Below are 13573 nucleotides of genomic sequence, written 5' to 3'. Positions count from 1 at the left end.
CACCATGCCCCAAGCCTCGCTCGCCCTGCCGCTGTTTCTGATTATCGCCGGCGCCGTGTGGTTTCTCAAAGCCACCGGCATCCTGCCCGCCACCGCCACGCTGATTGCCATCGGCCTGGCCGTTGCCGGTGTGGCCGTGCTGGTGATGGACGGCATCAACAAACAGTCGGTCGTATCCGGCCCGCTCTTGATTTACATCGGCGCGGCGGTTTACCTGAAAAGCCAATACCTGCTGGGCATGTCGCCTTTGGTGGCGCTGGGCATGATGGTGCTGGGCTGTCTGCTGCTGCTTTCGCGCAGCAACATCGTGCCGCACAAACGGGTGAAACTGCCCAACGGCGAATAATCCGCCGCACGCATCAGGCCGTCTGAAAAATGATACAATAGCGCATTTTTCAGACGGCCTTTTTGCCGGCCTGCCGTTTCCCTTTTCCCATCGAAGACCATCATGACCCAAGACAAAATCCTCATCCTCGACTTCGGCTCGCAAGTCACCCAGCTTATCGCCCGCCGCGTGCGCGAAGCCCATGTTTACTGCGAACTGCATTCTTTCGATATGCCTTTGGCCGACATCAAAGCCTTCAACCCCAAAGCGATTATCCTTTCCGGCGGCCCCAACTCGGTTTACAACTCCGATTATCAGGCCGACACCGGCATCTTCGATTTGGGCGTGCCCGTGCTCGGCATCTGCTACGGCATGCAGTTTATGGCACACCATTTGGGCGGCGAAGTGTCGCCGGGCGACCAGCGCGAATTCGGTTATGCGCAAGTGAAAACCATCGATTGCGAATTAACGCGCGGCATTTCAGACGGCCAGGCCAACACGCTCGATGTGTGGATGAGCCACGGCGACAAAGTATCGAAACTGCCCGAAGGCTTCGTGGTGATCGGCGACACGCCGAGCTGCCCGATTGCGATGATGGAACACGCCGAAAAACAATTCTACGGCATCCAGTTCCACCCCGAAGTGACCCACACCAAACAGGGCCGCGCGCTGCTGAACCGCTTCGTGCTGGACATTGCCGGCGCCAAACCGAGCTGGACCATGCCCAACTACATCGATGAAGCCGTCGCCAAAATCCGCGAACAAGTAGGCGGCGACGAAGTGATTTTGGGCCTGTCGGGCGGCGTCGATTCCAGCGTGGCCGCCGCGCTGATCCACCGCGCCATCGGCGACCAACTTACCTGCGTGTTTGTCGATCACGGCCTGCTGCGCCTCAACGAAGGCAAAATGGTGATGGATATGTTTGCACGCAATCTGGGCGTAAACGTGATTCATGTGGACGCTACCGAACAGTTTATGGGCAAACTCGCCGGCGTAACCGACCCCGAGCAAAAGCGCAAAATCATCGGCGGCGAGTTTGTGGAAGTGTTTGATGACGAAGCCAAAAAACGCGTTAACGCCAAATGGCTGGCACAGGGCACGATCTACCCCGACGTTATCGAAAGCGCGGGCGCGAAAACCAAAAAAGCACACGCCATCAAAAGCCACCACAACGTCGGCGGTCTGCCCGAAAACATGAATCTGAAACTGCTCGAGCCTTTGCGCGACCTGTTTAAAGACGAAGTGCGCGAACTGGGCGTGGCGCTCGGCCTGCCGCGCGAAATGGTGTACCGCCACCCCTTCCCCGGCCCGGGCCTGGGCGTGCGCATTTTGGGCGAGGTGAAGAAGAATTATGCCGACCTCTTGCGCCGGGCCGATGATATTTTCATTCAAGAGCTGCGCAACACCTTCGATGAAAACGGCACCTCGTGGTACGACCTCACCAGCCAGGCCTTCGCCGTGTTCCTGCCGGTGAAGTCGGTGGGCGTAATGGGCGACGGCCGCACTTACGAATACGTGGTCGCCCTGCGCGCGGTCATCACCAGCGACTTTATGACCGCCCATTGGGCGGAGCTGCCTTATTCGCTGCTGGGCAAAGTGTCCAACCGCATCATCAACGAAGTGCGCGGCATCAACCGCGTGGTGTATGACGTGAGCGGCAAACCGCCCTCTACGATCGAGTGGGAATAAACCTTTTGGTTTGAAATAAAAAACAGGCCGTCTGAAAAGCTTTCAGACGGCCTGATGCTTTGTAAGTCGCTTCAGCACACTATAGAGAATCCGATTACTTCGGTACAAGGCAGCAAGCCGAAGACAGTACAGATAGTACGGCAAGGTACAGCAACGCCGTAACGGAAATTCAGTGGATTCACTATAAAAGCACCTACGTCATGCTCGGGCTTGCCACGAGCATCTTTTTTGTTTTTCAATAACTTCCAACAAGGCGGGATGCCCGGGTCAGGCCCGAGCATGACGGAGTTGGGTATTTCAAGCTGCCTTAACGACTTGCAAAGACACCGGCTTAAAACAAATTTTGCGATGATTTTCCTGCTTTTGGGCGAATGTTAATGCCCCAACTGCCTGTTCACTTCGCGGATACGTTTTTCTTCGCCATAGGCCACCACCATCAGCAGCACAATGCCGACAAACAAAGCGATATAAAACACAATAAACACGTCAGACCAACCGTGTAACGTGTATCCGAACAGGCTCAAACCGCCGCTTTTCGGATCGGCAATGGCAGCCAGCCCGACCTTCGCTATAGAATCGCCGAATAGATAACCGAAGGTGCCGGTCATGCCGTTGGCTACGCTGATGCCTTTTTTCGGCACAAACCCCACCAAAGAAATACCGATCAGCAGTTGCGGTCCGAAAATCAGTGCGCCAAGCAGAAAAAGAGAAACATTCACCATCATCACGCTGGTGGCGTGCCGATACATCATCACCACGAAAATAATCGCCACCATACAGCCTACCGCCACGGCTGCCCGGCGGCCGTTAAGCAGGTCGGAAATATAACCCCAGCTCATGCTGGCAAGAATCGCGCCCACTTCGAAATAAAAAATCGTGTTGACGGCATCCAGCTTGCCGAAACCCAGCACTTCGGTTACATAAAGCGGCGCCCAGTTGTCTATACCGATGCGAACGATATAAACGAACACATTGGCCACGCACAGCATCCAAATCCAGGGGTTACGCAATACAAACTGCTTGAACGCCTGCCACATGGGCATTTCTTCGGCCTCGGTGTTTTCCGACTCCACCGGCTCGCCGAAAATTTCTTCGCAGCGGTTCCAGCCCAGTTCCTCGGGGTCGTCTTTGCCGACAAAGAAGCTGGCAATGCCGATGGCCAGAGCAATCAGGGCGGGAAAAACAAACATACCGTAAACATTGCCGCCGAAGAACACGTTGGCACCCCACAGCGCCAATATGCCGGCCACCGCACCACCGACATTGTGCGACATATTCCAAAAGCCGAGATAACGCCCGCGTTCCTTACGCGGCGCCCAGCGTGAAATCGTGGAATAGGAAGCCGGCCCGCCTGCGGCCTGAAAAATACCGTTCAAACCCCACAGCACGATAAACAAACCGATTACCGAGCCGTAGGCACTCATCACCAAGCCCATCAACAGCACCGCTATCGACGCGAGAACCAACATCACCGACAAGGATTTTTTGGTGTTTTTATCACTGATGTAATAACCGACGGCGGTTTTGCCCAAACCGTAAGTGATGCTGAAAGCCAAACCGATATAACCGAGCTGTAGCGTGGTCAGCCCGAGTTGCTCTTTCATCATCGGCTGCGCGGCCTTAAAATTATTTCTAATTAAATACATGCACATATAAGTGGTAAACACCACCAAAAAGGCTTTTAAAAACTGCCGCAGCCACATCCTGCGCTGTTCGGCGATGGGAATACCTTTATTCGGTATTTTGTTGATGGCCAAAAATCCGGGCATGGCAACACTCCTTTCACAGAAAAAGTTCGGGCTGATTTAGTGCCGATATTACTCCCGCTTTCAGCCACCCTGCCGCCGGTTGTCTGCGCCAAATCAAACAAACGGCCATTAATTTAGGTAAATTTACCTTTCTCGGCTTTGAAAAATATTCTGTCATATCAAATGCAAAGGCCGTCTGAAAAGTTTTCAGACGGCCTGTTGCCATGCTTTTGACTGTTTAATCAACCACCAGCGCGGGAAACGATTTCACCGTTTCGTCCACCGCTTTCACGCGCAGCAGGAAATCTTCGAGTTTGGCCAGCGGCAACGCGCTGGGGCCGTCGCACTTGGCTTCGTCGGGGTTGGCGTGCGATTCGAGAAACAGGCCGGCCAGGCGGGTGGCCATGCCGGCCAGCGCCAAATCGACCACTTGGCTGCGGCGCCCGCCCGATGTGGCGGCACCGGCTTCGCGCTGTTGCAGCGAGTGGGTAACGTCGAAAATCACCGGCAGGTTGCCGCAGGTTTTTTTCATCACGCCGAAGCCGAGCATATCGACCACCAGATTGTCGTAGCCGAACTGCGCGCCGCGTTCGCACAAAATCACTTGTTCGTTGCCTGCTTCGGCGAATTTTTCAACGATGTTTTTCATTTGCGAAGGGCTTAAAAACTGCGGCTTTTTCACGTTAACCACATTGCCCGTTTTCGCCATCGCCACCACCAAATCGGTTTGGCGCGCGAGAAAGGCGGGCAGTTGGATAACGTCGCACACTTCGGCCACGGGCGCGCATTGGTAAGGCTCGTGCACGTCGGTAATCACGGGCACGCCGAATTCTTTTTTCACGGCGGCGAAGATTTTCAGCCCTTCTTCCAACCCCACGCCGCGAAACGAGCGGATAGACGAGCGGTTGGCCTTGTCGAACGAGGCTTTGAACACATAAGGAATGCCGAGTTTGCCAGTTACTTTCACATAATGTTCGCAGGCTTTGAGGGTGGAATCGAGGTCTTCCAGCACGTTGATGCCGCCGAACAGGGTAAACGGCTGTTCGTTGCCGACCGTGATGTTTTGGATGTTGATGTTCATAATGGCTCTCGCTTTGCAGGGTAAGGCCGTCTGAAAAATGTTTCAGACGGCCTTAAGGGTTTATAAAACGGTGTGCGGCGGTTCGTAGCGGATGATGTCGCGGATTTTGTTACGCTCGTCCACCAGCACCACTTTCGGCTCGTGGGCGGCAATTTCCGGCTCGGAGAGCATCACATAAGACATGATAATCACGATGTCGCCTTTCTGCACCAGCCGCGCGGCGGCGCCGTTGAGGCACACCACGCCGCTGCCGCGTTCGCCGGGAATGGTGTAGGTTTCAAAACGCTCGCCGTTGTTGTTGTTGACGATTTGCACTTTTTCGTTAACACAGATACCCGCCGCGTCGAGCAGGTCTTGGTCGATGGTGATGCTGCCAACGTAGTTCAAATCGGCTTCGGTAACGGTGGCACGGTGGATTTTGCCGCCGAGCATAGTGCGGAACATTAAGGTCTCCATTTCCGGTTAAGCGTTTTTTCAGACGGCCTGCCGCAGCAGGCGCAAACGGCAGGCCGAAACCTTTGCCCCCCAGATGTGGATGCAGTTCAAGGCGTAGCAGCGCAGCGAGTGCAGACATATCAAACAGATAGGCAAGCGAGCAAGCAGCGCACAACGCAGAAATGCACCGCAGATGGGGGTTTTGCAAAGGTCTCAAACCGTCTGAAAAAGGCGCTATTGTACACCTTTTGCCGCGTTGCCAAGCGTTATCCGCCGGTTTTTGCCGAACCTTACCTGCCGGCTACACCCTGCCCAACACCCGGGCAAACGTTTCTACCGTGCGGTCGATATTTTGCAGCTTGTCCAAACCGAACAGGCCGAGGCGGAAGGTTTGGAAATCGCTGCGCTCGCCGCATTGCAGCGGCACGCCGGCAGCAATCTGCATTCCTTGTGCGACAAAGGCTTTGCCGTTTTGGATATCGGGGTTAGCCGTATAGGAAACCACCACTCCGGGGGCTTCGAAACCTGCCGCAGCCACGCTGGGATAGCCCGCACCGGCCAGCAGCGCGCGTATTTTCGCGCCCAACTCGGTTTGCGCCGCCTGCAAACGCCCGAAACCGATGGCTTCGGCCTCTTTCATCACATCGTGCAGCTTCATCAGCGCATCGGTGGGCGGCGTGGCGTGATAGGCATGGCCGCCGTTTTCAAAGGCTTCCATAATTTGCAGCCATTTTTTCAAATCGAGCGCGAAGCTGTCGGATTCGGTTTGCTGCACTTTTTGGTAAGCCGCGTCGTTCAGCATCACCAAACCGCAGCAGGGCGAGCCGCTCCAGCCTTTTTGCGGGGCGGAAACCAACACGTCGATGCCGAGCTTTTCCATATCCAACCAAATGCAGCCCGAAGCGATGCTGTCGATGACCAGCAGGCCGCCGACGGCGTGCACGGCTTCGGCCAGTTGTCGGATATAGCCGTCGGGCAGCATGATGCCCGATGCGGTTTCCACGTGCGGCGCAAACACCACGGCGGGGCGGTAGGCGGCGATTTCGGCGCACACTTCTTCAATCGGCGCAGGCGCAAACGGGGCTTGCGCTTCGTCGGCCTGGCGGGCGGTGAACACTTTGCTGTCGGCGGCGATGGCGCCTTTTTCAAGAATCTGCGTCCAGCGGTAGCTGAAAAAACCGTTGCGTACAATCAGGCATTTCCCGCCCCGCGCAAGCTGGCGCGCCACGGCTTCCATGCCCGACGTGCCGCTGCCGGGAATCACGGCGGCGTGTTGTGCGCCGTAAACTTTTTTCAACGTGGCCGAAATATAGCGCAAGGCCGTCTGGAATTTTTGCGACATATGGTTCAGCGCGCGGTCGGTGTAAACCACCGAATATTCCAGCAGGCCGTCTGAATCGATTTCGGGGCGGGGCAAAGTGCTCATTATGTTTTTCTCCTTTGAATTAAAGCCTTGCAAAGGGCTTGAAAGCGGTTTTTGATGTTAGCATTATCAGCGACGGGTGTAAAAGGTTAGAGGCCGTCTGAAAATGTTTTCAGACGGCCTCTGTAATCAAACCACTTAACTTAGCAGCCATTCTGCCGCACTCTGGCCAAACCCGGGTATCTTGCGTTCCAACAACATAAAACACTCGGATCAAGCCCGAATATTCAGCCTTTCCCGTGCTTTTCCGCCAACCTTTGCAGCGCTTGCGCCAGCTCGGGATGGTGCTGCAACCGCCCGGCGGTGTGCCTGAAGCCCTCCAGCGCGGCATCACTCATTTTCAGGCTGTTAACGCGGGGCGTTTGCGGCGGCTTGGGCAAAACCTTCACGCGCACGCCGGCGATGTCGGGGTGCAGCGCCTGCAAACGCGGCAGCAGGCCCGGGGCAATCATGCGCAGGCGCGAAGAAACCATATTGTTGTCGGCCAGCAAAACCAATACGCCGTTTTCCACACAGGCCGTCTGAAAATGCGCGCACAGGTTGGCGGGCATCATCTGCTTGACTTGGGCATCCAGCCTGCGCCATTGCTGCGAACGCTGCAACAGGGCCAGCAAGTGCCCGTCGCGCCCGCCCAACCGGTTCAAATCCATGATAACCACCTTGAGTGTTGTTTTGGTAAAAGCTGCCGAACATATTCCGCCGCTTTCATTTTTTCAGGCATTTTATGCCATCCGCAGCCGATTAGGAGCATAACACCCGCCCGACCAACCAACAATTTCAGAAAAGTTTGGCAGAAAAAAGCGGCGGCAAAACCGTAACGCGGCATTTTCAAAAACGCCCGCAAAGTAAAGGGAAGTTGAAATTTGGTCAAACTGCCGCTATTTCAGACGGCATTGTAACCCTGCCAAACGGCTTGTGTTAAAATTCGGGTTTGATTTTATGACCCGTCCGTTTCAGCCGGAATGCCGCAAACACATTCCGCCACAGGAAATTTCATGCTTACCAACTTAGCCAAAAAAGTATTTGGCAGCCGCAACGACCGCCTGCTCAAACAATACCGCAAAACCGTCGCCAAAATCAACGAATTAGAGCCGCAGATGCAGGCTTTGAGCGATGAAGAGCTGCAAGCCAAAACCCCCGAATTCAAACAGCGCCTCGCCGAAGGCGCAAGCTTAAACGACATTCTGCCCGAAGCCTTCGCCGTTTGCCGCGAAGCCGGCCGCCGCGTGCTGAATATGCGCCATTTCGACGTCCAACTTATCGGCGGCATGGTATTGCACGACGGCAATATCGCCGAAATGCGTACCGGCGAAGGCAAAACGCTGGTCGCCACCCTGCCTGTTTACCTCAACGCGCTGGCGGGCAAAGGCGTGCATGTGGTTACCGTCAACGACTATCTGGCCGCACGCGATGCAGGCATTATGGAGCCGCTGTATAACTTTCTCGGCCTGACCGTGGGCGTGATCGTGAGCGATATGCAGCCTTTCTACCGCCAAACCGCCTACAGCGCCGACATCACCTACGGCACCAACAACGAATTCGGCTTCGATTATCTGCGCGACAACATGGTAACCGACCAATACGACAAAGTGCAGCGAGATTTGAATTTCGCCGTGGTCGATGAAGTCGATTCGATTCTGATCGACGAAGCGCGCACCCCGCTGATTATTTCCGGCCAGGCCGACGACAACGTGCAGCTCTACCAAGTGATGGACAAAGTGCCCGCACGCCTTATCCGCCAAGAAACCGAAGAAGGCGCGGGCGACTATTGGGTCGACGAAAAAGCCCATCAGGTGATTTTGAGCGAATCCGGCCACGAACACGCCGAAGAAATTCTGGCCGACATGGGTCTGCTGCAAGAAGGCGACTCGCTCTATTCGGCCGCCAACATCATGCTGATGCACCACCTGATGGCCGCGCTGCGCGCCCACACCCTGTTCCACAAAGACCAACACTATGTGATTCAGGAAGGCGAAATCGTGATTGTCGACGAATTCACAGGCCGTCTGATGGCGGGCCGCCGCTGGTCGGAAGGCCTGCACCAGGCCGTAGAAGCCAAAGAAGGCGTCGAAATCAAACGCGAAAACCAAACACTGGCTTCAATCACCTTCCAAAACTACTTCCGCCTGTATAAAAAACTCGCCGGCATGACCGGCACGGCCGATACCGAAGCCTTTGAGTTCCAAAGCATTTACGGCCTGGAAACCGTGATTATCCCCACCAACCGCCCGATGCAGCGCAAAGACTTCAACGACCAAATCTTCCGCACCGCAGAAGAAAAATACGAAGCCGTCGTCAACGACATCCAAGCCTGTTTCGACAAAGGCCAACCCGTTTTGGTGGGCACCACCAGCATCGAAAACTCGGAGCTGGTATCCCGCCTGCTCACCCAAGCCGGCCTGCCCCACAACGTGCTCAATGCCAAAGAACACGAACGCGAAGCCCTGATTGTGGCGCAAGCGGGCAAACCCAGCATGATTACCGTGGCCACCAATATGGCCGGCCGCGGTACCGACATCGTTTTGGGCGGCAACGTCAAACACCAGAGCGATGCCATCCGTGCCGACGAAACCTTGAGCGACGAAGAAAAACAAGACCGCATCTCCAAACTCGAAAACAGCTGGGAAGCCGACCACCAGCGCGTTATCAACGCCGGCGGCCTGCACATTATCGGCACCGAACGCCACGAAAGCCGCCGCATCGACAACCAGTTGCGCGGTCGCGCAGGGCGTCAGGGTGACCCCGGTTCCAGCCGTTTCTACCTCTCGTTTGAAGACCCGCTCCTGCGCCTGTTTGCCCTAGACCGTGCCGCCGCCATTCTCAACCGCCTTGCTCCGGAGCGCGGCGTTGCCATCGAACACGGTATGCTCACCCGCCAAATCGAAGGCGCGCAACGCAAAGTGGAAGGCCGCAACTTCGATATGCGCAAACAGGTTCTCGAATACGACGATGTGGCCAACGACCAGCGTAAAGTGATTTACCACTACCGCAACGAAATCCTCACCAACCAAGACGTGAGCGATTTGGCCAAGAGCATCCGCGAAGAAGTTATCGGCGACTTGGTCGATATCCATATGCCGCCCGACAGCATGGAAGAACAATGGGACCTGCCCGCGCTCGAATCCCAATTGGCGGGAGAATTCCGCGTTCATGCCGATATCCGGGGCTGGCTGAAAGAAAACAACATGCTCGACAACCAAGACGTTAAAGAGCGTTTGATTGCCCAAGTGGAACAAGAATACGCCGACAAAACCGAGCTGGTCGGCAAACAAAACATGACCAACTTCGAACGCAATGTATTGCTGCAAGTTATCGACAACAACTGGCGCGAACACCTCGCCGCGATGGACTACCTGCGCCAAGGCATCCACCTGCGCAGCTACGCCCAGAAAAACCCCAAACAGGAATACAAGCGTGAAGCCTTTATCATGTTCCAGCATCTGTGGAACGGCATCAAACAAAACGTTGCCTCGCTGCTGACTTCGGTGCAAATCGAACAGGCCGACGATATGATTGCAGACAGCGAACCGCAAGAACCCGCCGCCGTGCAAGCCATCCACTCCGGTGCACCTGCCATGGAAGATGTGCTGGGCGAATCGCGCGACGATCTTGCCACCGAAGCCTTCGACCCCACCGGCAACGACTTCAGCCCCGAAACGCTCGCCAAACAAGGCCGGGTCGTACACCGCAACGACCTCTGCCCGTGCGGCAGCGGCCAGAAATACAAACACTGCCACGGCAAATTAAGCTGAACAAAAAAACCTGCTTCTTAAAATGAAGCAGGTTTTTACCATTTGGTGGGTCCGGTGGGGTTCGAACCCACGACCAAGGGATTATGAGTCCCCTGCTCTAACCCCTGAGCTACAGACCCGGGTTATGCAAAGAGCGGTATTGTAAACATATTCCGCCGCCGGCACAAGGCCGCTTGAAAGTGCGGCGGGCAAATAATGGCGGAAAGTTTTGCTATAATCGCCATCATTTCAGCCCGCATCCGGCAGGCCGTCTGAACGCTTTGCAATTTTTCAGACGGCCTCGAAAGAACTTCAATGAAATATAACGACTTACGCGACTTTATTCAAAAGCTTGAACAAGAAAGCAAACTCAAACGCATCGGCATACCGGTTTCACCGCATCTGGAAATGACCGAAATTGCCGACCGCGTGTTGCGCGCTGAAGGGCCGGCCTTGTTGTTTGAAAACGCCGTGCGCGCCGACGGCAGCCGTTATGGTTTTCCGGTGTTGGCCAATTTGTTCGGCACGCCCGAACGGGTGGCGATGGGCATGGGTGCGGAGAGCGTGGCCAAATTGCGAGAAATCGGCCAAACGCTGGCTTATCTCAAAGAACCCGAACCGCCCAAAGGTTTGAAAGATGCGTTTGCCAAACTGCCGTTGCTGAAAGACATTTGGAGTATGGCGCCGAATGTGGTGAAAAAAGCGCCGTGCCAAGAGATTGTTTGGGAGGGCGAAGAAGTCGATTTAAACAAACTGCCGATTCAGCATTGCTGGCCCGAAGATGTCGCGCCTTTGGTAACTTGGGGTTTGACAGTTACGCGCGGCCCGCATAAAAAACGCCAAAACCTCGGTATTTACCGCCAGCAGTTAATCGGCAAAAACAAGCTGATTATGCGTTGGTTGGCGCATCGCGGCGGTGCGTTGGATTTTCAGGCGCATAAAAAAGCGCACCCGGGCGTGCCTTATCCCGTGGCCGTGGTGTTGGGTTGCGACCCGGCCACCATTTTGGGGGCGGTAACACCGGTGCCGGATACTTTGAGCGAATACCAGTTTGCCGGTTTGCTGCGCGGTTCGCGCACCGAATTGGTGAAATGTATCGGCAGCGACTTACAGGTGCCTGCGCGTGCCGAAATCGTGCTGGAAGGGGTGATTTATCCCGACGAAACCGCGCTGGAAGGCCCTTACGGCGACCATACCGGTTATTACAACGAGCAGGATTATTTTCCCGTGTTTACCGTCGAACGCATCACCATGCGCGAAAACCCGATTTACCACAGCACCTACACCGGCAAACCGCCCGACGAGCCGGCCGTGCTCGGCGTGGCCTTGAACGAAGTGTTTGTGCCGCTGTTGCAGAAACAGTTTCCCGAAATCGTTGATTTTTATCTGCCGCCGGAAGGCTGCTCCTACCGCATGGCGGTGGTGAGCATCAAGAAACAATATGCCGGACACGCCAAGCGCGTGATGATGGGTTGCTGGAGTTTCCTGCGCCAGTTTATGTACACCAAATTCATCGTGGTGGTGGACGATGATGTGGACTGCCGCGACTGGAAAGAAGTGATTTGGGCGGTTACCACCCGCATGGATCCGGTGCGCGATACGGTGTTAATTGAAAACACGCCGATTGATTATCTCGACTTCGCCAGCCCTGTTTCCGGCCTCGGCGGCAAAATGGGTTTGGACGCAACCAACAAATGGCCGGGCGAAACCGACCGCGAATGGGGCAGGGTGATTGAGCGCGATGCCGCCACGGTGGCTAAGGTTGACGCTATGTGGCGCGATTTGGGTTTGTGATGTTGGATTGCTTGTTGTGGACGGCTTGATGGTTGTGTTGGAGTTTTTATCCCTCAGGAGTAATCGTCTCGAAAATAGCCTGAAATTTGTCCCTTGAGCCTTGGTTAGATAGTGGAGTCACAATTCACAGGACATGAGACTAGCCTACCATCACTAAACATCCCACGCCACCATCAAACAACCTGTTTACCGCCACCCGACCTACCAACCACCAATGGCGTCTTATCGAAACCCACCTGCCGCCCGATTACGGCAGCTGGAGCAATACCCAGCACCGCTTTATCCGTTGACGTAACAAAGACATTTGGACGAAACTGATGCTCATCCGTTCGGGAGAAAAAGATATGGGGTAGTTGATAAGGGGCTTAGGAAGCAAAATTAGCCCAAGGATCGATTTCGCAGTATTTTAAGCAAGACTTTATACAGATCATCATGCCTGTGATTGAAGTGAAATTCGGTTTCCTTTAAGTGTAAATAGAAAGTCTGTTTCGATACACCGTTAAATTTAACCAAGCGGTTTTTGGCATAACCCCAAAACGACTCGATGCCGTTAATGTGTTGTGCACCCCGGGCGAACTCGTCTGCACCATGATGTACCCTGAGGTGCTTTTCATAGCCCATATCAACCAAGCCGTGATAGCCGCGCCAGCCGTCGGTATTGATGATACTTTCGATGTATCCGGCACGATTTCGGTATAGACTTTGTCGTCCCGTTTTAAGATGCCGAAAACAATGGTTTTGCCTCCCGCTCCCCGCCCGCGTTTACCTCGGATGCGTTTGGCACCAAAGTAGGATTCGTCCAGTTCGACCACACCGGCAAAGGGAGTTTGCCGTTCACATTCAGCGGCCATACGGCAACGCAGTTTGAGAAACAGATTATTGACACTTCGGGTACTGATGCCGGTGAGTCTGGCGGTATCGGAAGCGGTCAAATCAAGTGCGAAAAGCGCAGGATTTGGCGGAATTTTGATTCGGTAATTTTGCTGAACTTTTGGTACTTGTTTTTAATAGGCATATCAGAAGTTTATCATCATTTTTGCTGATTTTGCTTCCTAAGCCCCCTGATAATTGATGCCGCCCATATCTAAAAGTTCATCTCCATGTGGCGGGAGCCAAAGGTGGCAATGAAGGTATGAACCGCACAAAAGGGGGCTGAATATCAAGCTGCATTTAGCGGTGGACGCTCATGGGATGTCGGTAAAATTCGTGTTAAGCGAAGGCAGTGCGACAGATTACCTGTTTGCTAAAGCACTAATTGCAGATGCGGCAGCCGACAAGCTGTTGGCCGATAAGGCCTATGATACTGATGCGATCAGGAGTTTTGGCGGGTTTCTTTGGGAATGTGCG

General features: G+C 54.7%; 10 protein-coding genes, 1 tRNA gene and 2 pseudogenes. 4 read left to right on the top strand and 9 right to left on the bottom strand.

Features of this window, described 5'->3' with window-relative positions:
• The first annotated feature begins 4 nt into the window (after positions 1-4).
• Both H3L92_RS08655 and guaA read left to right on the top strand, forming a co-directional pair.
• The gene (locus H3L92_RS08655; RefSeq protein ID WP_085365224.1) at positions 5-346 is read left to right on the top strand and encodes a hypothetical protein; all 342 of its coding nucleotides are present in this window, start codon (positions 5-7) and stop codon (positions 344-346) included.
• Positions 347-448: 102 nt separating this feature from the next.
• Positions 449-2014, top strand: coding sequence for a glutamine-hydrolyzing GMP synthase (guaA, locus tag H3L92_RS08650; RefSeq protein WP_085365223.1), 1566 nt, complete (start codon positions 449-451; stop codon positions 2012-2014).
• A gap of 374 nt (positions 2015-2388) precedes the next feature.
• On the opposite strand, the gene uhpT is transcribed toward guaA, so the two are convergent.
• From uhpT to H3L92_RS08620, 7 genes and pseudogenes are all read right to left on the bottom strand, one after another.
• Complete coding sequence (gene uhpT / locus H3L92_RS08645) at positions 2389-3783, bottom strand: hexose-6-phosphate:phosphate antiporter UhpT (protein WP_085365222.1); 1395 nt, start codon at positions 3781-3783, stop codon at positions 2389-2391.
• Between the two features lie 217 nt (positions 3784-4000).
• The gene (kdsA, locus tag H3L92_RS08640) at positions 4001-4843 is read right to left on the bottom strand and encodes a 3-deoxy-8-phosphooctulonate synthase (protein WP_085365221.1); all 843 of its coding nucleotides are present in this window, start codon (positions 4841-4843) and stop codon (positions 4001-4003) included.
• A 60-nt stretch (positions 4844-4903) separates the two neighbouring features.
• On the bottom strand, positions 4904-5287 hold the full coding sequence (panD, locus tag H3L92_RS08635; protein WP_085365220.1) for an aspartate 1-decarboxylase: 384 nt from the start codon (positions 5285-5287) through the stop codon (positions 4904-4906).
• Positions 5288-5366: 79 nt separating this feature from the next.
• A pseudogene (locus H3L92_RS13320) lies at positions 5367-5516 on the bottom strand (signal peptidase); the annotation flags it as partial.
• A gap of 63 nt (positions 5517-5579) precedes the next feature.
• Positions 5580-6704, bottom strand: a complete 1125-nt coding sequence (locus tag H3L92_RS08630) for an aminotransferase class V-fold PLP-dependent enzyme (protein WP_085365219.1) — start codon at positions 6702-6704, stop codon at positions 5580-5582.
• Between the two features lie 224 nt (positions 6705-6928).
• Positions 6929-7351: a DciA family protein gene (locus H3L92_RS08625; protein ID WP_085365218.1), complete on the bottom strand. Its 423-nt coding sequence runs from the start codon at positions 7349-7351 to the stop codon at positions 6929-6931.
• Positions 7342-7572 carry a hypothetical protein gene (locus H3L92_RS08620; RefSeq protein WP_143824308.1) on the bottom strand — a complete coding sequence of 77 codons (231 nt, stop codon included), beginning with the start codon at positions 7570-7572 and terminating at the stop codon, positions 7342-7344. The genes H3L92_RS08625 and H3L92_RS08620 overlap by 10 nt, the downstream gene beginning before the upstream one ends.
• A 124-nt stretch (positions 7573-7696) precedes the next feature.
• Between H3L92_RS08620 and secA the strand changes: the two genes are divergently transcribed.
• Positions 7697-10453 (top strand): preprotein translocase subunit SecA, encoded by a 2757-nt coding sequence (secA, locus tag H3L92_RS08615; RefSeq protein WP_085365217.1) that lies wholly within the window; start codon positions 7697-7699, stop codon positions 10451-10453.
• Positions 10454-10496: 43 nt separating this feature from the next.
• Here secA and H3L92_RS08610 read toward each other — a convergent pair.
• A tRNA-Ile gene (locus tag H3L92_RS08610) sits at positions 10497-10572 on the bottom strand.
• Positions 10573-10747: 175 nt separating this feature from the next.
• Between H3L92_RS08610 and ubiD the strand changes: the two genes are divergently transcribed.
• On the top strand, positions 10748-12226 hold the full coding sequence (gene ubiD, locus H3L92_RS08605) for a 4-hydroxy-3-polyprenylbenzoate decarboxylase (RefSeq protein ID WP_085365216.1): 1479 nt from the start codon (positions 10748-10750) through the stop codon (positions 12224-12226).
• 378 nt (positions 12227-12604) lie between these two features.
• On the opposite strand, the pseudogene H3L92_RS08600 reads toward ubiD, so the two are convergent.
• A pseudogene (locus H3L92_RS08600) lies at positions 12605-13241 on the bottom strand (IS1595 family transposase).
• Positions 13242-13573 lie beyond the last annotated feature (332 nt).

Source organism: Neisseria dentiae, assembly GCF_014055005.1.
In the GTDB taxonomy this organism is placed as follows: Bacteria; Pseudomonadota; Gammaproteobacteria; order Burkholderiales; family Neisseriaceae; genus Neisseria; species Neisseria dentiae.
This window is presented reverse-complemented; position numbering and strand designations above follow the sequence as displayed.